General features: G+C 46.2%; 21 protein-coding genes. 16 read left to right on the top strand and 5 right to left on the bottom strand.

Annotated features, from left to right (window positions below; translation table 11 throughout):
- The first annotated feature begins 5 nt into the window (after positions 1-5).
- From F8N00_RS03750 to F8N00_RS03740, 3 genes are all read left to right on the top strand, one after another.
- A complete protein-coding gene (locus F8N00_RS03750) occupies positions 6-491 on the top strand; it encodes a GNAT family N-acetyltransferase (protein ID WP_055966650.1) in 486 nt (161 codons plus the stop codon).
- Between the two features lie 28 nt (positions 492-519).
- Positions 520-879: a hypothetical protein gene (locus F8N00_RS03745; protein WP_050678267.1), complete on the top strand. Its 360-nt coding sequence runs from the start codon at positions 520-522 to the stop codon at positions 877-879.
- A 112-nt stretch (positions 880-991) separates the two neighbouring features.
- Positions 992-1,927 (top strand): hypothetical protein, encoded by a 936-nt coding sequence (locus F8N00_RS03740; RefSeq protein ID WP_421017799.1) that lies wholly within the window; start codon positions 992-994, stop codon positions 1,925-1,927.
- On the opposite strand, the gene F8N00_RS03735 is transcribed toward F8N00_RS03740, so the two are convergent.
- Positions 1,916-2,755, bottom strand: a complete 840-nt coding sequence (locus F8N00_RS03735) for a GNAT family N-acetyltransferase (protein ID WP_035398871.1) — start codon at positions 2,753-2,755, stop codon at positions 1,916-1,918. The two genes, F8N00_RS03740 and F8N00_RS03735, sit on opposite strands and share 12 nt — an antisense overlap.
- A 128-nt stretch (positions 2,756-2,883) precedes the next feature.
- Between F8N00_RS03735 and F8N00_RS03730 the strand changes: the two genes are divergently transcribed.
- Positions 2,884-3,147 carry a hypothetical protein gene (locus F8N00_RS03730; protein ID WP_023467206.1) on the top strand — a complete coding sequence of 88 codons (264 nt, stop codon included), beginning with the start codon at positions 2,884-2,886 and terminating at the stop codon, positions 3,145-3,147.
- Between the two features lie 88 nt (positions 3,148-3,235).
- Here the strand turns inward: F8N00_RS03730 and F8N00_RS03725 are convergent, their stop codons facing one another.
- Positions 3,236-4,147, bottom strand: coding sequence for a hypothetical protein (locus F8N00_RS03725; RefSeq protein WP_035398827.1), 912 nt, complete (start codon positions 4,145-4,147; stop codon positions 3,236-3,238).
- Positions 4,148-4,291: 144 nt separating this feature from the next.
- Between F8N00_RS03725 and nfsA the strand changes: the two genes are divergently transcribed.
- The 5 genes from nfsA to F8N00_RS03700 all read left to right on the top strand — a co-directional run bounded on the left by nfsA (position 4,292) and on the right by F8N00_RS03700 (position 8,311).
- Positions 4,292-5,038 (top strand): oxygen-insensitive NADPH nitroreductase, encoded by a 747-nt coding sequence (gene nfsA / locus F8N00_RS03720; RefSeq protein WP_421017798.1) that lies wholly within the window; start codon positions 4,292-4,294, stop codon positions 5,036-5,038.
- 15 nt (positions 5,039-5,053) lie between these two features.
- Entirely contained in the window at positions 5,054-6,295 is a 1,242-nt protein-coding gene (locus F8N00_RS03715) for an LCP family protein (protein ID WP_023467209.1), read from the top strand.
- A gap of 156 nt (positions 6,296-6,451) precedes the next feature.
- Positions 6,452-7,162: an NAD(P)H-binding protein gene (locus F8N00_RS03710; protein WP_023467211.1), complete on the top strand. Its 711-nt coding sequence runs from the start codon at positions 6,452-6,454 to the stop codon at positions 7,160-7,162.
- Positions 7,163-7,310: 148 nt separating this feature from the next.
- Entirely contained in the window at positions 7,311-7,856 is a 546-nt protein-coding gene (locus F8N00_RS03705; protein WP_058265748.1) for a TlpA family protein disulfide reductase, read from the top strand.
- Positions 7,857-7,858: 2 nt separating this feature from the next.
- Positions 7,859-8,311, top strand: a complete 453-nt coding sequence (locus F8N00_RS03700; RefSeq protein WP_421017797.1) for a hypothetical protein — start codon at positions 7,859-7,861, stop codon at positions 8,309-8,311.
- Positions 8,312-8,402: 91 nt separating this feature from the next.
- Here F8N00_RS03700 and F8N00_RS03695 read toward each other — a convergent pair whose 3' ends face one another.
- Both F8N00_RS03695 and nhaC read right to left on the bottom strand, forming a co-directional pair.
- The gene (locus tag F8N00_RS03695) at positions 8,403-8,612 is read right to left on the bottom strand and encodes a DUF3006 domain-containing protein (RefSeq protein WP_023467214.1); all 210 of its coding nucleotides are present in this window, start codon (positions 8,610-8,612) and stop codon (positions 8,403-8,405) included.
- Positions 8,613-8,871: 259 nt separating this feature from the next.
- Positions 8,872-10,248, bottom strand: a complete 1,377-nt coding sequence (nhaC, locus tag F8N00_RS03690; RefSeq protein ID WP_421017796.1) for a Na+/H+ antiporter NhaC — start codon at positions 10,246-10,248, stop codon at positions 8,872-8,874.
- A 507-nt stretch (positions 10,249-10,755) separates the two neighbouring features.
- On the opposite strand from nhaC, the gene argC reads away from it, so the two are divergent.
- Genes argC through argF form a run of 7 tightly spaced genes read left to right on the top strand, consistent with a single transcriptional unit; the run spans position 10,756 to position 19,919 of the window.
- The gene (gene argC, locus F8N00_RS03685) at positions 10,756-11,787 is read left to right on the top strand and encodes an N-acetyl-gamma-glutamyl-phosphate reductase (RefSeq protein ID WP_023467217.1); all 1,032 of its coding nucleotides are present in this window, start codon (positions 10,756-10,758) and stop codon (positions 11,785-11,787) included.
- A gap of 30 nt (positions 11,788-11,817) precedes the next feature.
- The gene (gene argJ / locus F8N00_RS03680; protein WP_421017795.1) at positions 11,818-13,035 is read left to right on the top strand and encodes a bifunctional glutamate N-acetyltransferase/amino-acid acetyltransferase ArgJ; all 1,218 of its coding nucleotides are present in this window, start codon (positions 11,818-11,820) and stop codon (positions 13,033-13,035) included.
- Complete coding sequence (argB, locus tag F8N00_RS03675) at positions 13,032-13,805, top strand: acetylglutamate kinase (RefSeq protein WP_023467220.1); 774 nt, start codon at positions 13,032-13,034, stop codon at positions 13,803-13,805. The genes argJ and argB overlap by 4 nt, the downstream gene beginning before the upstream one ends.
- Positions 13,771-14,916 (top strand): acetylornithine transaminase, encoded by a 1,146-nt coding sequence (locus F8N00_RS03670; RefSeq protein WP_058265753.1) that lies wholly within the window; start codon positions 13,771-13,773, stop codon positions 14,914-14,916. The genes argB and F8N00_RS03670 overlap by 35 nt, the downstream gene beginning before the upstream one ends.
- Positions 14,913-15,971, top strand: coding sequence for a carbamoyl phosphate synthase small subunit (locus F8N00_RS03665; RefSeq protein WP_421017794.1), 1,059 nt, complete (start codon positions 14,913-14,915; stop codon positions 15,969-15,971). Before F8N00_RS03670 ends, F8N00_RS03665 begins: the two co-directional genes overlap by 4 nt.
- Positions 15,961-18,993 carry a carbamoyl-phosphate synthase (glutamine-hydrolyzing) large subunit gene (gene carB / locus F8N00_RS03660; RefSeq protein ID WP_421017793.1) on the top strand — a complete coding sequence of 1,011 codons (3,033 nt, stop codon included), beginning with the start codon at positions 15,961-15,963 and terminating at the stop codon, positions 18,991-18,993. The genes F8N00_RS03665 and carB overlap by 11 nt, the downstream gene beginning before the upstream one ends.
- A complete protein-coding gene (argF, locus tag F8N00_RS03655) occupies positions 18,990-19,919 on the top strand; it encodes an ornithine carbamoyltransferase (protein ID WP_421017792.1) in 930 nt (309 codons plus the stop codon). Before carB ends, argF begins: the two co-directional genes overlap by 4 nt.
- A gap of 53 nt (positions 19,920-19,972) precedes the next feature.
- Here argF and F8N00_RS03650 read toward each other — a convergent pair whose 3' ends face one another.
- The gene (locus tag F8N00_RS03650) at positions 19,973-20,782 is read right to left on the bottom strand and encodes an MBL fold metallo-hydrolase (RefSeq protein WP_023467227.1); all 810 of its coding nucleotides are present in this window, start codon (positions 20,780-20,782) and stop codon (positions 19,973-19,975) included.
- Between the last annotated feature and the right edge of the window lie 224 nt (positions 20,783-21,006).

Here is a 21,006-nt window from a genome sequence, read left to right as displayed (position 1 = left end):
TTTTTATGTACGAATTTAACTTCGCGTCTTTTCACTCCATGACACCTGATACCTTATATGCACTTTTGAAATTACGGACGGATATCTTCGTCGTCGAGCAGGAGTGCGCGTATCCGGAGCTAGATGATCAAGATCAACAAGCGACACACCTAATCGTCCGGAGTGAGAGTGGTCAAATCGTCGGATGTCTTCGGATGTACGATCACCCGACAAAAGGAGTCGCGATTGGACGGGTAGCCGTTCATCGTGCACACCGGTCGGTTGGGTTAGCGAGACAAATGATGGAGAAAGCGATGGTTCATTTGCAGAAAGAAGCTGCGATCTACTTACAGGCACAAGCACACCTAGAAGGGTTTTACGGATCGTTTGGTTTCGAAACCGTATCCGACCCTTATTTAGAAGATGATATTCCACATGTGGACATGCAGTTTCACGCAAAGGATTCAAAAAAAGACTTCACGTCGACGATCGATGAACCGATGAATAAGTAGAATGAACTTTTTCGGAGGTGGATCAGTCATGAAGAAAGTGCTGGTCATTTTCGCTCTTAGTCTAATTGGTATCCTATCTTTAGGAGTCGGTATTTCGTATGCTCAATTGCAGGGGAACTATCGTGACTCTGAAAAAGAGTTGATGACGATTTTAGAGCGGCAACATGATTTATCAGCTTCCTCCTTTCTTGAAGTGCGCGCATCATTCTCTTTACGACATCGACAAATCATACACGTTCGACTTCGGGGTGAACCTGCTATCACATATGAGTTCATTCAGCCAAAGGATGAAATCGAATACCTGGGGTCTGTCGGAACAAGTGTTGAAAAGACAGGAAAACAAGATGCCGTCTTTCGAAACGCTCATTTAAAAGTCGGTAAAAAATAAAAAATGGAGGATCTTCCTGAAACGACGGAAGATTCTCCATTTTTTGCTTTCAAGACGATAGGATATTGCGTACACTACGAAGAGATACTGGAATGAGGAGGTCGAGGGAATCATGTGGAAACCCTTTATAAAAAATCAATCAATTGCACCGGCGTTACAAGCCTTCCGGGAACTTGACATCGAAATGTTTCGGACACATGTTGCCCAACTGAACGATGCGGAACAACAGGCCTTACAATTCATTAAGCGTGCGCTAGAGCAGGATTCACCTGCTCATTTGAAAATAGCGCTTGAAATGAAACAACCACTCGTCGAGGTTGATCGTCTGTTTCAAACACTCGTCACGTGTCAAAATCGTCAGCAGTTACTCGAAATGCTGCTAGCATACGGTCTAGACGTCAATCAAGTCTATACACTTGAAGGGCATCGCTCAATCGTCCGCCAACCCCTTCACTTTCCGGTAGGTCTATATGCGGCGCGCCATTCCGAGTTGTGGGTACTTGTTGCTGAAAAGCTGGACTTTACTTATACGATGCATCTTCAACGCAGTGATCAATTCATGGAGACGCATGAATTGAATCTACTTGATCTCGTCTTATTGCTCGATATCGAAGAGGAGTTGACGGTTCGAGTGCTGGATCAGCTGTGCGAATGCAAGGCGACCGTTGGACTTGCAGAACGATTACAACGTCCCGCTTCACCATTGTTACTAAAGACGATTGAGGCGGATGCCTATCTAGCGACGTTTGTTTATGCTAAACATTATTTCCCGTTTTATGCGCTGATCGGACGACAAACCGTACTGTTCCAATCTTTATTGAACCGTGTGATGCAAGCGTCCATTGCTTCTGAAATGATTGAAGATGCCTTGCTTGCTTTTCATAATCACCAACCTGGACTTGCCTTGACATGGGGAGATGCCTATATCGAACAGTTATACGAGATGGGGCTAGTGCTTCGTAAAACGGGTCATATTGATTTTCGGGAAATGGATGCGGAGTATGTGTTACCTGAATACGATGAAGTGATTGAACGATTACGTGGTTAACGATTTATTTTGAACTTGAAACGTATGCCAATGAGAAAAAAGTTGGATATCGCAAAATGTACTTTTTTGGTATAGTCTCAGCACATCTAAGTTTGTGGAATGAAAAATGGTTTCGAACGTCTTGATGTTTGCTTTACACAATTTGGCTTGAAAGGTATCTAGAATTCGCCGACCGTAACCTTGATATTTCAACTCGGGCAAACACGTGATTTCAAGGAGACGAATCGTACGACCATATTTTTGATAGAGCAGTGTACCGATCACTAATTGTTGGTCGTATATTAAATAAGGTGATGTGTTTGAATGGCTGAATTGTTCATAATGTTCTTGATGATATGGAAAAAGATGATCACATCCTTTAATAGAGTGATTTCGAAGAGTGAGATATAACTCTTGATTACGGGCATGTATAGGTTGAAAGCGTAAAGATGATACACGGTCATTTGAAATTCCGATTAAGCGAAATTGTTCAGCAGAAAGTGTATATCCGAGTGTTTTCCAAACCGATGATAGCGCACCATCTTGAGGCGGAACGACCTGTACTTTAATTTGTTGGGCACCTTGACGAACAAGATACTCGTGTAAGTGTTTCGCAAGAAGGTGAAATGCGGAGATATTTGAGTAGGCACCGTTCATCAGACAAGTCATTTCATTTGAAATACGATAACCAAGAGTCGCATAGACTAGATCATGTTTGAGATAAACGAATTGATGACCTTCAAGTAATTGAAAAAAAGGAATGTCGTGTGCCCATTGATTATGTTGTAATAGTTGGTGAACATGTCGTTTTTGATTCCGTGACAGTTGATTATAATGTACGATAGACAAAATCATAGTCCTCCTTTAATTATATGAAGTTTATTCACCTATTATTTTACAGTAAATTAAAGGTATTTATATATTGTTTTTGAAACGGAAAGTAGATGGATTATTTAAGAAAATGAGGTTAATTGATTATGAAATATCTTTGGGGCGTGATTGGATTAACACTCTTTTTACTTCTCGCTGATGCGACAGTAGGAGAAGCAAAGGATTATGACGAGCCTGATATTAGTATGTCTACGACATACGGTGATTATGGAGCACAAAGTCATATTATCGTCGATCGAAAAGAACCGATCTATGAAGGATTCGATTCACCGAACGACATGGCATTCCTATTCGCTTGTATTGCATTACTCGCAACAGTTGGACTTGGCATCGTCAATGCCTCCGATTGAAATGAATCTGACTAATAAAAGGCAAGTGACGAATCCATCGTCACTTGCCTTTTATTGTCTACTACGTGTGATCAAGAAAAATCTACTCTTAGAAATGAATTCGTTTTTTTCGACCAACGCGTGCCATTCGTTCGTGTTCTTGTTCGAGTCCGGCTCGTTCGAGGAGATCGAGGTAATAGCGAAACGGAGTCGAGCGATGCGAAAAATATGGGATATATTCAGTGAAAAGCATCGTCTCCGCTCGATCTAACGCGCGTAGGGAAATGAGAGCATGTAGCTCTGCGAAACGAATTTCTTGATAGGTGGATAAAGCGTCTGCATCAATCCGAACATGCGACTGTAGTTTTTTAGCATGCGCATTCAAGCAATGGATATATGCTTCTTGATGTTCGGGTTTCTCGCAATGGGCAAGTACGGCAAGCAAAAGGTCACTGCGCTCGGTATCGACGTCCATCGGAACCTTCAACGCTGTATAGAGGGCACGTTCCATCCACTCGACACCATGACTATCATTTTTATAATAGCCGACTAATTCTTGAAAAAAATCGACTTGCGAGACTTTCAATAATCGAAACGGATCATTACTTAAAAATAAAGGTTCTTCCCCGGCAGCCGACGAAAGAAGAAAGAAAAATTCCTCAAAGGCAATCCGGGTTCCGTTTTTACGATGAGCGTAATGGCGTAAATGCTTCAACAGGCGTTTTGCGGTGATATACCAATTCTTTTGTTCGCGAAGCGGTACGATCGGATTTGGCTCAAGGTACTGGAGATCGTATGCTAATTGAATAAACCGTTCCGTCTGAGCAATCGTCTGTTCGACGGTCGGTTGTTCCTGTTCTTTTTGCAAATCCTTATACTTCACGAACTGTGTCAACATGGCGTCGAACTCTTTCTCTTCGATGACTTGTCTCGGGAGTTGACGATAGATTTCGACGATGATATCGCGAAGGGTCGTATCGCCATATTGTTCTAGTAAGAGTCGCAGTTTCCGTATTCTCATGATCGCCCTCCTTCGCAAGAAAAGCACAGTACAACACTATTCAATTCCCGCTTTTTTCATAAACCGAACCTCTTCATTTGCGCTTTTTAGTCAGAGACGACTATCTTAAATAAGAAGACTCATTACAGAAGGGGACGATTACACATGAATGAAACCATTCAACATTTACTCAACCACCGGTCAATCCGGAAATTCAAACAACATCAATTAGACGAAGAGACGATTGAAACACTCATAAAAGCCGCACAAGCTGCCTCGACATCCTCTTATCAGCAAGCCTATGCGATCATCGGTGTCGAAGACGAAGGATTGAAACGACAATTAGTCGACGTTGCAAGTGGTCAACGATATGTGGCAGAAAACAGTTACTTCTTCGTCTTTTGTACGGATTACCACAAACATACGTTAGCGGCAGAACTAGCAGGAGGCGACGTGAGCCGGACGATCGAGACGACGGAAGCGCTTGTCGTAGGGGCTGTCGATGCGGGACTTGCCGCTCAAAATTTAGTCGTAGCTGCCGAGTCGCTCGGCTACGGAACGGTCTACATCGGTTCACTACGAAATGATGCTCGTCGTGTCAGCGAACTCTTACAACTTCCAGATCACGTCGTACCATTATTCGGAGTCGCGGTCGGTCTTCCGGATCAACAACCGGGTAAAAAACCCCGCCTTCCGATGGATGCGGTCTTCCACCGGAATACGTATACTGATGACGATACGATGCGTGAGTTACTGACAGGATACGAAGAGTCAACGTCATCGTATTACGGAGAACGGACCGGTGGTCAACGGACAGAAGGGTGGGTCAAACAGATGGCTGCCTCGATGCACGAACCGAAACGGACGTATCTCCGCGAGTTCTTGAAAGAGAAACAGATCGCAAAAGATTGATACGGAGGTATCTGAATGGCAGAACATCAACCACACCGCTCTCGCTTGGAGCGACGACGTATGCAGTTAGAAGAGCAAGCTAGACAAGAAGAAGAGCAGGCTAGGCAAGAAGAAGCTTTTTCGAAAGCGTACGCGCCGGACGAATCATTTTCTCAACAATCCTTTGAGAAGCAGCAAGAACCGGCTACGTATCATCGATATGTCGAAGAGCAACCGCGAGATCGAAAAAGTACATCGCGTCGTTCCGGGAGCGGCATGCTTAAACAGGTCGCACAGATGATCGGGGGTGCCGGATCACGGTTGTTTGCTAATCGGGAACGCTCGAGACGCCCGAGGAAGGCGGGGCGATCAGAGCAATCGGTACAGCAGAATCCTGACGTCTCTTCACGCGAAGCTCATCCTAAAAAAATCAAGAAAAAACGTCGTTTTAAACGAAAGCTTCTTGGACTATTTTTATTGTTGCTCATCGCATTCGTTCTTTTTGCTTCACAACCATTCACGTTCTTATTGATCGGTAGTGATGCACGACCTGGAGAGTCGTTGCGTGGATCACGTTCAGACTCCCTGTCGGTCATGCAATTCATTCCACTTTCTCGAACGATTCAACTGACGTCGATTCCTCGAGATACGTATACACCGATTTCCTGTGAGAATGGAAAGAAGGATAAAATCACACATGCCTTTGCCTTCGGTGGAGAAGAATGTACGCAAGATGCTGTTTCGGGTCTACTCGATGAAGAGATCGATGGAAAGATCGTCATCTCCTTCGATAGTTTCATCGGATTAGTGGATCAAATCGGCGGAATCGACCTTGTCTCGACAGGAACATTCTCCGAGCAGGATGCGAGTGGGAAAGCAAATCAGTATTCATTCCAAAAAGGGAAGGAATATCATATGGATGGCGCGATGGCACTTGCCTATTCGAGACATCGAAAAACGGATAATGACGGAGCGCGCGCGAATCGTCAGTCGGAAGTCATCCAAGCCGTCGCGACACACTTGATGAAGCCGACTGGATGGTCGAAAATTCCAGCAGCGCACACGTATATGAAAGAAGAAATGAACCTTGATTTAAGTGTCCGCGAGATGGCGACGGCAGGGTTATCGATTGCCTTGATGTCAGAACGAAAACATTATGAAATCGAAGCCGTCAGCCAACGACTGAACGGGATTTTCTATGACTTACCGAATGAGAAGGCACTGCAAGAACTACGTGATCAGCTCGATACGACGTTTTATGGCACATTGAAGAACTAATGGGGAGGGGTTTCCTTCCGTTCATTGCGGGTATAAATTGATGTACGTTGCTCCTTTGGTGGATTGTTTTAGGTTATCTCTGAAATCGACGATTTTTGGACATGACATCATGACATTCCACGAAGGTGACTAACTTATCGAGGAGGGACCCCCCATATGAAAGTACTAGTCGTAGGTGCATCCGGTACGATTGGAGCGCGCGTCGTCAAATCGCTTGCCAAGGGTCATCAGGTCACGGTCATCGTTCGTCATGAACATCTGGTGGAACGATTCGAAAAACTCGGTGTCAAGGCGCATTACGTCGATATCGAAACAGAACTCGAAAAAGTCATTGAGCACGGAGTCGCAGGGCAGGATGCAGTCATTTGTGCGGCGACCGCAGGAGTAGACGGCGAAGCAACTGAAATAGAACTGCTGGATCGAACAGTCGCTTTGAAAACAATTGATGCAGCTAAAAAAGCGCGAGTACGTCATTTCGTGCTACTGAGCGCTTATGGTGCAGATCGACCTGAGCAATTCAAGAAAGATGTCTATCCGTTCTACGCTGCTAAGAATGCAGCAGAGGAACAGATTGAACATAGTGGTTTGACGTATACGATCATTTGTCCGGTTGCCATCACAACAGGTGAAGGGCGTGGCTTGATTGAAGCCGATGAAGATTTGAAGGACACGAAGGACGCGACGATTTCGGAAACGGATGTCGCATCGATCCTCGTTGCTTCTGTCGATAATCGATCGGTATTCAATCGACGTCTAGAAGTCAAGGAAGGAAAGACATCCTTGAATGAGGCCTTAGGAGGAGCGGAAGCTGTCGGTAGCGTTAAAGATAACCGTCAAGTCAAAAAACAATTACCACGTTTTAACTAACCGTGTGTCTCGTTAAAACGTGAATTCTCTAAAATGAAGCGAACTCATTTCCGCGTATAAGACGGAAGAGTTCGCTTTTTTGTTGATAAAAGTAGATAGTCGAAAAGAGGAAGTCTGCTACACTGAACAAAGAAGGAGGGGGTTAGATGTGAAAAAACCGTTGATCTATCTGATCCTAGCGATTGCTATTATCGGCATTGCCTATCAAGGTTATCAAACATATGATGCAAAACAAAAAAAAGTGGAGCAACAACAAAAACAAGTATCACAAGGTGGTCTCGAAGTAGGGATGAAAGCCCCGAACCTATCCTTACATCAAGAAGGAAAAACCATCGATCTAGACGAAATCAATCATGATGTCTTTGTCATTAATTTTTGGGCAACGTGGTGTCCACCTTGTAAACAAGAGATTCCAGAACTAAATGCCTTTGCACGACATACAGATGTACCCGTTTACGGGATCAATGTCACGACATCAGAACGACGTGTTTCGGATGTTGCTGATTTTCTGAAGCAGACACCTGTTGAATATCCTGTGTTGTATGATCGAAAGGGAACGTCAGAAGATGCTTATCGTCTCGTAGCAATGCCAGCGACTTATGTATTAGACCGGAAAGGAAAGATTCTTTCGAAGCACATCGGTCCTGTAACGGAACAGATGTTAAAAGAGATGGTGAAACGAACAGGAGGATGACAATGGAACTCCTATGCCACAACTGCTCCTTTCAACAAACATTCCAACTCGGTCAACTAGATGGTTGGCCGACATTTCCTGCTGTCTTGACGCAAGGGGTCGAAGCGTTCATGACAGGTCTCCCGCTTTGGTTCGTTCCGTCGATGCATGAACCGATTTTACAGCGAACGTATATAGACGACTGGAATCGATTTCGATTAATTCAGCACTATCAGCTTTATCAGGAGGAATTAGCGGATGGTTGGGTACCGTATCAATTGGATTTATACCACTGTCCGACTTGTCACCGATTTTCGAATCGGTTTTGGTGTGCCCTATTTTTACAACTAGATGTCGTTCAACCACTTTACGAATGCCCACATGATCAGACGATACTAGAGCGAATCGAAATATCCGATATCGATCACTTTTCCTGCCCATCGTGTCATGGTCACTCCCTATATGTGCATAGATAAAGCGAAAAAGCCATTCATTTCATGAAAGACTGATGAGAGAAACTCCTTCTCTATAGTCAATTCATGGTACTGAATGGCTTTTTATCGATCATCAACCCATTTGCCGAAACGAAAATGTTTGAAAGGAAGAGGGTGATGAATTACTGACATCTAACGTATAGGTTGTACCGTCAAAAATAATCGTATCGCCTAACCTTGCTTCAGGTGGTAAATAACGTCGTGGAATGAAACTTGAACCATTTTCCCATAGCAGGACAGCATATTTGCCGTCAAGTCGCTCCAGCGTACCACGTTTGATCATATTAACTCCTCCCACAAATTACATCGAAGTCATCCCTTGGTCGATCAGGAACGTACTCTCTCTCTATCATTCTTTGTAATTTTTAATCTTATGTTTGGTATATTCCCAGTTCATTTCATCTTTACACATGATTCTTTAAAAAAACGTGATTCCAAGCCGTTTTCGTCTTAAATCTGACGTATTTAACAGGAAATAAAGGAGATACTGGTAAGAAAAAAAGACCCGATAGGACATATCGGATCTTTAATATGAAATAGACTCAAGAAGCGAGAGATTGTTTTGTTTCGATTTTCGTTGGACGAAGAAATGCGAGTAAAAACGTAAACAATGGTGAAAGGAGTAAAAAGAATGCGAACGGGATGTATTCAGTTACCGGGACACCAAGAGTAGAAGCAAAGAATGCTCCAGAAACTCCCCACGGAATGAGTGGGTTGACGAGTGTTCCTCCATCTTCGAGTGAACGAGAAAGGAAACGCGGATCAATCTGACGCTCTTCAAAGATTTTCTTGAATGCTTGACCCGGAAGCAAGATGGACAAGTATTGCTCTCCAGCCATGAAGTTAACACCGATCGATGATAAGGCAACCGATGAAATGATGCTGCCATCGCGCTTCAATCGGGAAACCGTTCGTTCAATGACGACATCGATGACACCGATACCACGCAAGACGCCACCGAAAGCGAGCGCGAGCATGACGAGTGAAACGGACCACATCATCGATTGCAATCCACCTTTACTAATGATGGATGTAACCGTCTCACTAGAAGATTCTAGTTTTAATCCGTTCTGAATGACTGCCATCCAGTTCGAGATATTCCAGTTTCCTTGTACAAGACCTGTTAACAACAATCCACTTAAAACACCAGCAACAAGTGTTGGGATGACGGGCATCTTACGTAATGCTAACACCATGACGAGCAACGGTGAAAGCAACGTCCAAGGTGACAAGTCGAACAAACGAGCTAACTCCTGCTGTGTCGTTTGAACAACGGATGAATCAACATTTCCACTACTACGTTCGAAAATGAAGAATAAGATGAATGTGATCGTGATAGCGGGAATCGTCGTTCCCATCATGAAACGAATATGATCGAACACAGACACATTGACGATTCCGGGCGCGAAATTCGTCGTATCTGATAAAGGTGACATCTTATCTCCGAAACAAGCTCCACTGATGATGGCGCCTGCTGCAAGTGCAGGATTGACGCCCAGTGCGATTGCGATACCCATCAAGGCAACACCGACCGTACCGATCGTTGTAAACGAACTACCTGTAAAGGTCGAGACGACCATCGCAATCAGAAGAGCGCTCGGTGCGAACCAAGTCGCTGAAAGGGTCGATAACCCGAAATGGAGAAGGGTCGGCACTGCGCCACTCATCATCCAGACCGCGATTGTCATACCAACGAGCAACATGATCAAGATCGGTTTAATCGCTTCACGAATACCTTGAATCATATGGTGTTCGACGTCCTCGAACTTAAAACCGCGGTAAACGGCATATCCTGAGACGAAAATAAGACTAGACAAGATGGCAAGATGCGGTTCGGCTTTAGCACCGAATAACGCGGACAATAAGATGATGATACTGATTCCTAGGATAGCTGCGGATTCACGGAATGACATGCGCATGCTTCCACCTCCTTATATGAATATGAGAGTATGATAACGCTCTGTTGCTAACACGCTTTTATGCACAAAAGCATTGAACAAACGTAATACTAACGAATATTATGGAGGACGTCAACCATAAGAGTGTCGATAAAAAATATAAAAAAATAGAAATGTGACGATTTTTTGTCGTAAACGCTTTCTTTTTTTGTTCAAATCTTGCACAATAAGAAGTATCAAATGACATTTTTGTGAACGATGAGGAGGATACATATGTTTACATTGATTTTTGTAGTAGTCGTCGCGATCATGGGTGCAGGCGTATTTGGGATTGATCATCTCGTAGCGCAACGTGCGGAAAAGCGTTAAGTAGATGCGTGTAAAAGAAGCGTTGAAGGGACTGTCTTATAGAAGACAATCGCTTCAACGCTTCTTTTTTTGTATAAAAACTAATAAAAATTCAATTGACAGTATAAATATACATATGTTTAAATCGATATAACATTCTTTGAAGGGGAGCGTACTGATATGAAATGTACCATCATCGGAGCAACAGGATACACCGGAATTGAACTGATTCGCCTACTAGAATCACATCCTTCATTTGAGATCATATGCTTGATGAGTGACTCGATGGCGGGGGAATCCATGCATGACGTATTCCCATTCATGAATAAAAAAACATATTCCTCGTTATCTTCCTTTTCGGTGGATCATTTGATGGAAACCGATACGGACATGGTGTTCTTAGCGACACCGAGTGGGATTTCAAAGCATTACTTAGAACAACTTCAAAACTGGTCCGGTTACGTCATTGATTTAAGTGGCGATTTGAGACTTCCAGCTGAAGCATATGCAATGTGGTATGACAAGGAACCCATTGATGCCCAGTTGCAACAAAGAGCAACTTATGGATTACCAGAATGGAATCGTCAAGCTGTTACTGCGAGCAAATGGATTGCGAATCCAGGCTGTTACGCGACAGCAGTTTTGCTTGGACTAACACCATTCTTAAAAGAGAAAAAAATCGATCCATCTCAAATCATCATTCAAGCTTCTTCTGGTCTGACGGGAGCAGGGAAAACGTTGACGGCACAAACGCATCATGTCCATTCAAGCGAAAACGTTCGCTTGTATAAAGTGAATCAGCATCAGCACATCCCGGAAATTGAGCAGGCGCTTTTCGAATGGACCGGATCATCGCATCCGATTACGTTCTCGACCCAACTACTACCGATCAATCGAGGCATCATGGCGATTATGACGGTTCAGCCGTTGATCGATTTATCGGAAACGGAGTGGCGATCTTGGTTGACGGACCAGTATGCAACGGAACCATTCGTCCGAATCCAACAGGCTGATCCGGAAATCAAATCCGTCGTCGGGAGTAATCACTGTGATTTGACCGTTTATAAGGATGATCGGACAGGGCGAGTGACCATCGTTTCAGTCATCGATAACATGCAAAAAGGAGCTGCCGGACAAGCCGTTCAAAATGCCAACATTCTAGCTGGTTTTGATGAGACATCCGGTTTAACGCAACAGCCGATCTACATTTAATCAAGAGAAAAAGAAAGAGGAGGAACGCCTGTGTGGCAAGTACAAGTAAAGACCCCATTGACGATCACGACACCGAAGGGATTTCAAGCATCGGGAATACATGTGGGTCTGAAACGAAAGCGGAAGGATTTAGGTCTGATCTGGTGTGAAGTAGGAGCAAGCGCTGCAGCTGTCTATACGACGAATCAGGTGCAAGCAGCACCAATCACCGTGACGAAACAAGCGATTCAGGCGTCACAAGGTCGTATTCATGCCGTCCTCGTTAACAGCGGGAACGCGAATGCGTGTACAGGGGAACTAGGGTTATCCCATGCGTATATGTCGCAACAAGCGATGGCGAAAAGTTTAAATGTTGCTCCAGAACAAGTCGCGATTGCTTCAACAGGGATCATCGGTCAACCGTTAGCCATTGATACGTTACTGGCAGGTATTCCACAGCTGATGCCTACAAATGACAAGGATGCCGCGGATGATTTTGCTCATGCGATCCTGACGACCGATACTGGTACGAAAACAGCTGGTCAACAATACATGCAAGGGGATGTCCAAATTTCAGTATGTGGCGTGGCGAAAGGATCAGGCATGATTCATCCGAACATGGCGACGATGCTTGGTTTCTTGACGACCGATGCAACGATTGAACCGGATGTCTTACAGACGGTGTTGCGTCGGACGATTCATCGGACGTTCAACTGCATTACCGTAGATGGAGACAGTTCGACAAATGACATGGTCATGATTTTAGCGAGCGGAGCTGCAGGGGGCGCAACGATCGTTGAAGGCACGGACGAAGCGTTGGCATTCGAACAGGCGATCGAAACGGTTTGCCAAGATTTAGCGAAACAGATTGCGCGGGACGGGGAAGGCGCGACGAAGTTGATTGAGGTGACGGTAGCGGGAACACAAACCGATGAAGTAGCACGAATGATCGCCAAACAAGTCGTCGGATCGTCTCTCGTCAAAACAGCCATCTTTGGGGAAGATGCGAACTGGGGACGAATCATCGCTGCTGTCGGAAGTATTAAGGAGCCACTCGATGTATCAAACGTTGACATCAAAATTGGTTCGCAGTGGGTGTTGCAACAGAGCATGCCTGTCTTATTCGATGAAGCAGTTGCATCGCAGGAACTGGCAAAGCAGGATGTCCATATTCATATCGATTTGCATGATGGAGTAGGACAAGGACGCGCTTACGGCTGTGACCTGACGTACGATTACGTCAAAATCAATGCGAGTTACCGGACATGACGAAACGAAAAGTCATCAAACTAGGTGGTAGTGTGTGGGAGCAACTGGATGCGCGGTATTTCGAGGAATGGAAAGCGTGGGTCGAAACCGGTAACGAATTATTGATCGTCCATGGAGGTGGTCCTCTTCTATCGAGTTACTGTGAACAAGAGGGAATCAAACCCGTGTTTCGAAACGGTGTCCGTGTAACGACGGATGGTGTCTTACTCGGAGCGCGACGAATCTTAGCAGGGGAAGTCCAATCCGGTATCGTCCAGCAGTTGAATCAAGCGGGGATTCCTGCCGTCGGGATGAGCGGGTTAGACGGCGCAAGCGTCCATGGTAAAACGATCAAAGGACTCGGGGCAGTCGGTCAGATCACGCACATTCATCCACGATTATTCACGGTGTTGAGTACGAATGGTTATGTGCCTGTCGTCACATCCCTTGTCACAGGGGAACAAGGTGTATTGAACAGTAACGGGGACGCGTGTGCGATTGCTGTCGCGAAGGCTTGGTCTGTCGACCGATTTGAATTGTTGACGGATGTTGAGGGTGTAAAAGTAAACGGTGACTATCAATCAGAAATCACGTCTGCAGCCATCGAAGCTGCGATAGCGTCGGGAGAAATCTACGGGGGAATGATTCCGAAGGTCGAAGCGATGATGCAGGCCACTCAGCATGGTATTCCAGAGGTCGTCATTCGGTCTGGGAAAAATGCGTTAGCTGCAGGGACACGAATCAAGGAGGAATTACATGAGTGCACTACTACCCACTTATCAACGTACTGATGTGGAATTGGTCAAAGGACAAGGGTCGATCGTAGAAGATGCGACAGGCAAGACGTATCTGGATTTCATCATGGGAATCGCTGTATGCAACACAGGACACCGTCATCCTTATATTCAGCAACGGCTAGAGGAACAATTGAATCAAATTTGGCATACGTCGAATCTGTTTCAAATCGCGGCACAAGAGCGGGTCGCCGAGCGACTGACGGAAGACAGTCATCTCAGTCATGCCTTCTTTTGTAACAGTGGTGCGGAAGCAAACGAGGCGGCGTACAAACTCGTTCGAAAATGGACAGGGAAAACGGAAGTCGTCACGTTTAAACAATCTTTCCACGGGCGGACATTTGCGATGATGGGCGCAACAGGACAGGAGAAAATCAAAGCGGGATACGGGGAGATGGTAAATGGCTTCAAACATCTACCGTTTAACGAGATGGAGAGCTTATCAGCGATTACGGAACAAACTGCTGCCGTATGGCTCGAAATCATTCAAGGAGAGGGTGGGGTCGTCGTCGCCGACGATGCGTGGCTCGAAGCGTTGATGAAGAAGGCGCAACAATACGATGTCAAAATCATCGTCGACGAAGTACAGACTGGCATCGGTCGGACGGGCTCTCGTTTTGCGTTTGAGCAGACACCACTCGTACCGGATATCATCACTCTTGCGAAAGGACTTGGGAGTGGACTCGCGGTCGGTGCGCTACTCGCGACGGCAGAAGCGGCAGAAGTATTTACACCTGGATCGCATGGTTCGACCTTTGGTGGGAATCCACTCGCGATGACAGCTGCGGAAGCCACACTTGACCTTTTGTTAAGTGACACTGTCATGGCAGACGTTCAAGGAAAAGGCGAATATTTACGTCAGCAATTAGAAAAAAAATTACCTAAGTCGATCGTGAGTTCTATTCGTGGACGTGGCTTGATGATTGGTATCGAGTGTGTGATGCCTGTTGCACCGCTGATTGACGCTTTGCGTGAGAATGGTCTTCTCGTCGTCTCGGCTGGTCCTCATGTCATTCGCTTGTTGCCATCATTATTCGTGACAGAACAGGAACTCATGCACGCCATCGAAAAAATACAACTTGTTTGTCAACAGGAGGTCATCGTATGAAACAATCCGGAAAATTAACGCTTGCGAACGGAACGACGTTTACCGGTTCGTGGCAAGGAACAGCTCCAGTCAAAGGAGAGGTCGTCTTTTTTACAGGAATGACAGGATATCAGGAAGTCTTGACGGATCCATCTTATCAAGGACAAATTCTTGTCTTCACATACCCGTTGATCGGTCAATACGGTATTCAAGCGGAAGCGTCAGAAAGCAACCAGATTCAAGTCGCTGGTGTCATCGTCCAAACTTTGGCTGAGGACGGGGAAGGAACATCGCTCGCGAGTTGGTTGGGTGAAGCAAATGTGCCGATTTTGTCGGGAGTCGATACGCGTTCTCTTGTGCATCTATTACGGACGGAAGGCGATCAATTCGGTGACATGATGCAAGTGGATATGAGCGTCACTGCGTCAATCGACACAGCATACATCGCTTCCGTATCAACGACTTCAAACATCGAATACGTACCGGAAGTCGAACAGGGGCACATCGTCTGTATCGATTACGGTGTGAAACAATCGATGGTCGATGCTTTGCTTGAACGCCATATGCGTGTAACGGTCGTACCATATAATACGACACCGGAACGGATTCAAGCGCTGGCTCCAGATGGTCTACTGTTTTCCAACGGACCTGGTGATCCAACACAATTAGACCTGTTCCTTTCAGGAATCCGTGAACTGGCGACGAGCTATCCGACACTTGGTATTTGTATGGGACATCAGGTTCTCGCTCATGCCTTCGGCTGTACCTTATTAAAACAACATCACGGACACCGAGGAGCGAATCATCCTGTGCGTCATCTAGCATCCGGACAAGTGTTCATGACGTCTCAAAATCATGGTTATGCCGTTGATGTAAAAAGTATCGAAGCGTCTGAGATGGAACTTGCGTACGAACACATCAATGATGGATCCGTTGAAGGATTGATTCATCCGGTACTACCGATCATGACAGTCCAATTTCACCCGGAAGCGAGTCCAGGACCGACAGAGGCGATGGTCGTCTTCGATCAATTCGTAAATAGCGTATTACATCAGGAGGTAGCATATGTGGGATAAACAGAAAGTACTCGTCATCGGTTCGGGTCCGATCGTCATCGGGCAAGCAGCAGAATTTGATTATTCCGGCACACAAGCCTGTCAGGCGCTTCGAGAAGCGGGATGCGAGGTCATCTTAATGAATTCGAATCCGGCTACTATCATGACGGATCCGAGCACGGCAGATCATGTCTATATTGAGGCGATGACTCTTGAAAAAGCAACAGCCATCATCGAACAAGATCGACCATCCCATCTCCTAGCGACGGTCGGCGGTCAAACGGCACTCAATCTTGCGATGTCACTCGAAGAAGCAGGCGTACTTGAACAATACGGTGTCGAACTTCTAGGGACTTCGCTTGAGACGATCCGAGACGGAGAAGATCGTGAACGATTCAAGCAAAAGATGATCGAACTCGCGCAACCGCTCCCGGAAAGTCAAACGATCGAATCGTTAGCAGAGCTTGAGGAATTCATGGCAGTACACGGGGTACCACTCGTCATCCGACCAGCCTTTACGCTCGGTGGAACGGGCGGCGGAATCGCAGTAACGAAGGACGAGGCACGTCTGTTGGCGCAGAACGGTCTACAAGCAAGTCCGATTTCACAGTGTTTGGTTGAAGTGAGTATCGCTGGCTATAAAGAAGTCGAATATGAAGTCATGCGTGATAGCGCAGATACGACGATCATCGTCTGTAACATGGAAAACATCGATCCTGTCGGTGTCCACACTGGAGACTCGGTCGTCTTTGCACCGATTCAGTCGATTTCGGATCAAATGAATCAACAATTGCGTACGGAAGCGCGTAAAATCGTATCGCATCTCGGTGTCATCGGTGGATGCAACATTCAATTCGCAATCCATCCGACGGAAGAACGCTATTTCGTCATTGAAGTCAATCCGCGTGTCAGTCGTTCTTCGGCACTTGCTTCCAAGGCGACGGGATATCCGATCGCAAAATTAGCGACACGTCTTGCGCTCGGTGAGCGACTCGACGATTGCATCAATCCTGTCACGAAAGAAACGATGGCAAGTTTTGAACCAACGATGGATTATATTACGGCAAAAGTGCCGTGTTTCCCATTCGATCTATTTACTGGCAGTAACCGGACGCTTGGAACACAAATGAAGGCGACGGGTGAGAGCATGGCGATGGGGAAGACGTTAGAAGAAGCGTTACAAAAGGCGTGGCGCGGTGCAGGAGTCGAGCAATCGCCTCTTTATCCGACATGGATGAAAACAGCGGAATCGGATGCGTTGTGGAAGGAAGTGATGGCGCCGACGGATCGTCGCTTGCTTGCGATGCTCGCGCTACTCGATCGCAAGGAGACGACCGTCGAATCACTCGTCGAACAGACGAAAGTACAAGCTTTATTCGTCAAAGTACTTCAACGCCTCGTCGATCAGCAACAAAACATCGATGTATCGAATGAAAGTTCTCTAAAGCAAACCAAAATGATGGGCTTCACGGACGAACAAATTGCGCTTCTGACAGGTGTTAGTGCTGTAGAGATCGAGCACTTACGTAAAGAAAAAGGCATCCTCCCTGTCTATCATATGATTGATACATGTGCAGGAGAGTTCAAGAGTGCGACACCTTATTTCTACGGAAACTGGAGTGGTCAAACGGAAGTCACAGCATCGACGAAAAAGAAAGTTGCTGTCATCGGTGCGGGACCCATTCGAATCGGTCAAGGAATCGAATTTGATTATTGCTCCGTTCACGCGGTACGTGCATTGCAAGCATCCGGTTATGAAACGATCATGATTAACAATAACCCAGAGACCGTCTCGACCGACTTCGAAGTCGCAGATCGCCTGTATGTCGAGCCGTTGACACTTGAAGACGTCATGCATGTGCTAGAAGCAGAGGATTGCCAAGACGTCCTAGTCCAGTTCGGAGGACAAACGGGAATTGCGCTGGCGTCTGGTTTGGAGAACGCCGGTTATCATCTTCTCGGAACGACGGCAGATGTCATTGACCAAATGGAAGACCGTGAGCGGTTCTATCAATTTTTAGATGATATCGGTATCGATCGTATTCCAGGACAAGAAGTGGCGACGCATGAACAAATGACAGAAGTTGCAACAACGATCGGTTATCCGGTTATGATTCGTCCTTCCTATGTCATCGGAGGTAAGGGAATGCATATCATCCACGATCAAGAGCAATTAGAGACGATCGTGTCTGAATTGGTATTCCCTGTCCTCGTGGATGCCTACCTCCAAGGAAAGGAAATCGAAGTCGACTGTATTACGGACGGCACAACGACGTACGTTCCGATTTTGATGGAGCAATTGGAACGGGCAGGGGTTCACTCTGGAGATTCAACGATGATTCTGCCACCTGTATCGCTCAGCGCTACCGTTCAGAGCGAAATCGAGCGATTTGCACAGATGATCGGGCAACGAATGGATTATAAAGGAGCGTACAATATCCAATTCGTCTTGCACGACGATCAAGTCTACGTGCTAGAAATCAATCCACGTGCCTCCCGCACGTTACCAATCGTCGCCAAAGTAACCGGTCAACCGATCTTGCAGTGGGCAGTCCAAGCAGCGGTCGGTCAAGCGGTCGCACTACCAACGGAACAGACGAAACTTGATTTCCATGCCGTCAAGACCCCTGTTTTTTCAACGTTGAAACTACAAGGCGTCGATCCGAAAACAGGTCCCGTCATGCGTTCGACAGGTGAAACGCTGCAATGGACGACAGACGGACTGGCGCTGGAACGTTTCATTTTTGACGAGACGACAAAACGACATTTGACGACGAGAGACATCATCGTTGCTGGAGCAGATACAGAGGCTTTCGGAACGGGTGTAGCATTAGATGAAACGATTGACTGGGCACAATGTGCGATTTTCTATTCGCACGTGATAGAAGAAAAAGCGAGTCGCGAAGCAGCGCTTGCTGCCGGGGTACAAGTCCTGACAGAACCTGAATTAGCGCATTATCATCTACAAGCGATAGAAAAGTCCCCTTATGCTGTGAAGCCACTTCATACATGGACAGAGCCGATCAAGGAGGAAGTAAAATGAAGACGATGCAACAATTAAAGCATTTCTTGACGATGGCGGAACTGACGCCGGAAGCACTGACGGAGCTATTGGCACTCGCGAAAGACATCAAGCATCAGCCGAGTGTCTACCAAAACGCATTAAGCCATAAAAAAGTGGCCTTATTGTTTGAAAAGGCATCGACGCGAACACGTCTATCGTTTGAGGTGGGTGTCGTCGAACTCGGTGGACATCCGATCGTGCTAAGTGGAGCAGATATGCAAATCGGGCGGGGGGAGCCGCTCTCAGATACGATTCAAGTCATGAGCCGTTACGTCGATGCCCTGATGATTCGGACGTTCGGTCATGAGATCGTCGACACACTTGCGGCACACGGTACGATTCCAATCATCAATGGATTGACGGATCTACACCATCCGTGCCAAGTCCTTGCTGACTTGCTGATAATCGAAGAGACATTTGGAACACGATCTGGAAAGATTTTGACATATATCGGGGACGGAAATAACATGGCCCATTCGCTGATGATTGGTGGAGCGCTCAGTGGAATGGAAGTTCGCATCTGTGCGCCGGAGGCGTATGCTCCTGATCCACAAATCGTTCATGAGGCACAAGTCATTGCGAAGGAAACGGGTGGAAACATCATCGTCATGACGGATCCTGAGGAAGCAGCGAGTGGTGCAGACGTCGTATATACGGATGTCTTCGCGAGTATGGGACAAGAAGAAGAAGCGACGATGCGTCTGCAAGCATTTGAAGGATATCAGGTTAATGCCAATATCATGAATCAAGCAAATGATGAAGCTATTTTCTTGCATTGCCTTCCGGCGCATCGCGGGGAGGAAGTCACGGCGGACGTCATCGATGGCAAGCAATCGGTCATCTTCGATCAAGCTGAGAATCGCCTCCACGCACAAAAAGCGTTGCTCGTCACATTACTTGGATAACCCTAAAAGACTCGGTCACCAATTTGGCGACCGAGTCTTTTAGTTGAGCGAAGTTAATCATAATGGCGTCGGGCTAATCGTTCTTCTTGTTCTTTTTTGACTTGTCGCTTATTTTTTTCATGCAGACGTTTCATAAAAGGAGTCGTTTGCCAAGATGGAGCCCAGTCGGATTCTTTTCCGGCACGGAGGGCAAGAATATAATCATAGCTCTGATGAAGTCGTTCGATCATCTCTGTTCGGATATCACAAATGTGACCGTGTCCGGGAATCAAGAGTTTGACTTCATATTCATAAATGAACGACTCGAGTAACTCGAGCGTCGTCAAATACTCAGAGGAATCGTGTTCGATCAAGGGGATTTCAACGTCTGAAGCGTAATCGCCGCAGACTAACAAGTGAAGTGGCATGACGATGAAGGAAAGATGAGTCGCTTCATGACCGGGCGTCAAAAAGAAGATTAACTTCGTTTGTCCGATCGTTAAAATCGTCTCAGACTCATGGATGACATGTGTCACGTCTGGGAAAAGGACGGGAGAATCGATATAGAATTCATCATTAAAATCTTGTACGGCTTGGAGCGCTTCTTGTCGGTCGACATCGATGAACGGTTTAGAAGCGATGACGATGGCATCCGTAAAGGCATAGGCTCCTAAAATATGATCGAAATGGGCATGCGTATAGACGACGTATAATGGTCGTTCGCGACGCACGATTTCGACGTCTCGACGAATCGTTGCAATCTCATCGGGAAGCCAGCCAGGGTCGACGACGATCAGACAATCAGGCGTCTCGATTAATGTCGAAGTCGTTTTCATGAGTGTACTTTGATAGATCGTCACGCCGGGCATTTTCATCTGAATCATACGAATCCTCCTTTACGAATCTCTATCTATATCGTTGTATACCCATAAATTCGTTGGAATCATCAGCAGAATCAATAAAAAAGACGACTCGCACGTCGCGAGTCGCCTGCCCTCTAGAGGGAAATGGTCCTAGACCTATGTTATGTCATAATTGGAGCGGGTGAAGAGAATCGAACTCTCGTCATCAGCTTGGAAGCTGTCTCTTATACACATCTCCGAGCCCA

The organism is Exiguobacterium sp. A1_3_1, from assembly GCF_048985645.1.
Classification (GTDB): domain Bacteria; phylum Bacillota; class Bacilli; order Exiguobacteriales; family Exiguobacteriaceae; genus Exiguobacterium_A; species Exiguobacterium_A indicum.
This window is presented reverse-complemented; position numbering and strand designations above follow the sequence as displayed.

Excerpts from the sequence above, each read along its gene's own strand:
- F8N00_RS03750 (WP_055966650.1), top strand. The coding sequence starts at position 6 with ATGTACGAATTTAACTTCGCGTCTTTTCACTCCATGACACCTGATACC.
- F8N00_RS03715 (WP_023467209.1), top strand. The coding sequence starts at position 5,054 with ATGGCAGAACATCAACCACACCGCTCTCGCTTGGAGCGACGACGTATG.
- nfsA (WP_421017798.1), top strand. The coding sequence starts at position 4,292 with ATGAATGAAACCATTCAACATTTACTCAACCACCGGTCAATCCGGAAA.
- F8N00_RS03725 (WP_035398827.1), bottom strand. The coding sequence starts at position 4,147 with ATGAGAATACGGAAACTGCGACTCTTACTAGAACAATATGGCGATACG.
- F8N00_RS03745 (WP_050678267.1), top strand. The coding sequence starts at position 520 with ATGAAGAAAGTGCTGGTCATTTTCGCTCTTAGTCTAATTGGTATCCTA.
- nhaC (WP_421017796.1), bottom strand. The coding sequence starts at position 10,248 with ATGCGCATGTCATTCCGTGAATCCGCAGCTATCCTAGGAATCAGTATC.
- argB (WP_023467220.1), top strand. The coding sequence starts at position 13,032 with ATGACGAAACGAAAAGTCATCAAACTAGGTGGTAGTGTGTGGGAGCAA.
- F8N00_RS03650 (WP_023467227.1), bottom strand. The coding sequence starts at position 20,782 with ATGATTCAGATGAAAATGCCCGGCGTGACGATCTATCAAAGTACACTC.
- F8N00_RS03695 (WP_023467214.1), bottom strand. The coding sequence starts at position 8,612 with ATGATCAAACGTGGTACGCTGGAGCGACTTGACGGCAAATATGCTGTC.
- F8N00_RS03710 (WP_023467211.1), top strand. The coding sequence starts at position 6,452 with ATGAAAGTACTAGTCGTAGGTGCATCCGGTACGATTGGAGCGCGCGTC.
- argF (WP_421017792.1), top strand. The coding sequence starts at position 18,990 with ATGAAGACGATGCAACAATTAAAGCATTTCTTGACGATGGCGGAACTG.
- F8N00_RS03730 (WP_023467206.1), top strand. The coding sequence starts at position 2,884 with ATGAAATATCTTTGGGGCGTGATTGGATTAACACTCTTTTTACTTCTC.
- F8N00_RS03740 (WP_421017799.1), top strand. The coding sequence starts at position 992 with ATGTGGAAACCCTTTATAAAAAATCAATCAATTGCACCGGCGTTACAA.
- F8N00_RS03700 (WP_421017797.1), top strand. The coding sequence starts at position 7,859 with ATGGAACTCCTATGCCACAACTGCTCCTTTCAACAAACATTCCAACTC.
- F8N00_RS03670 (WP_058265753.1), top strand. The coding sequence starts at position 13,771 with ATGAGTGCACTACTACCCACTTATCAACGTACTGATGTGGAATTGGTC.
- carB (WP_421017793.1), top strand. The coding sequence starts at position 15,961 with ATGTGGGATAAACAGAAAGTACTCGTCATCGGTTCGGGTCCGATCGTC.
- F8N00_RS03665 (WP_421017794.1), top strand. The coding sequence starts at position 14,913 with ATGAAACAATCCGGAAAATTAACGCTTGCGAACGGAACGACGTTTACC.
- argC (WP_023467217.1), top strand. The coding sequence starts at position 10,756 with ATGAAATGTACCATCATCGGAGCAACAGGATACACCGGAATTGAACTG.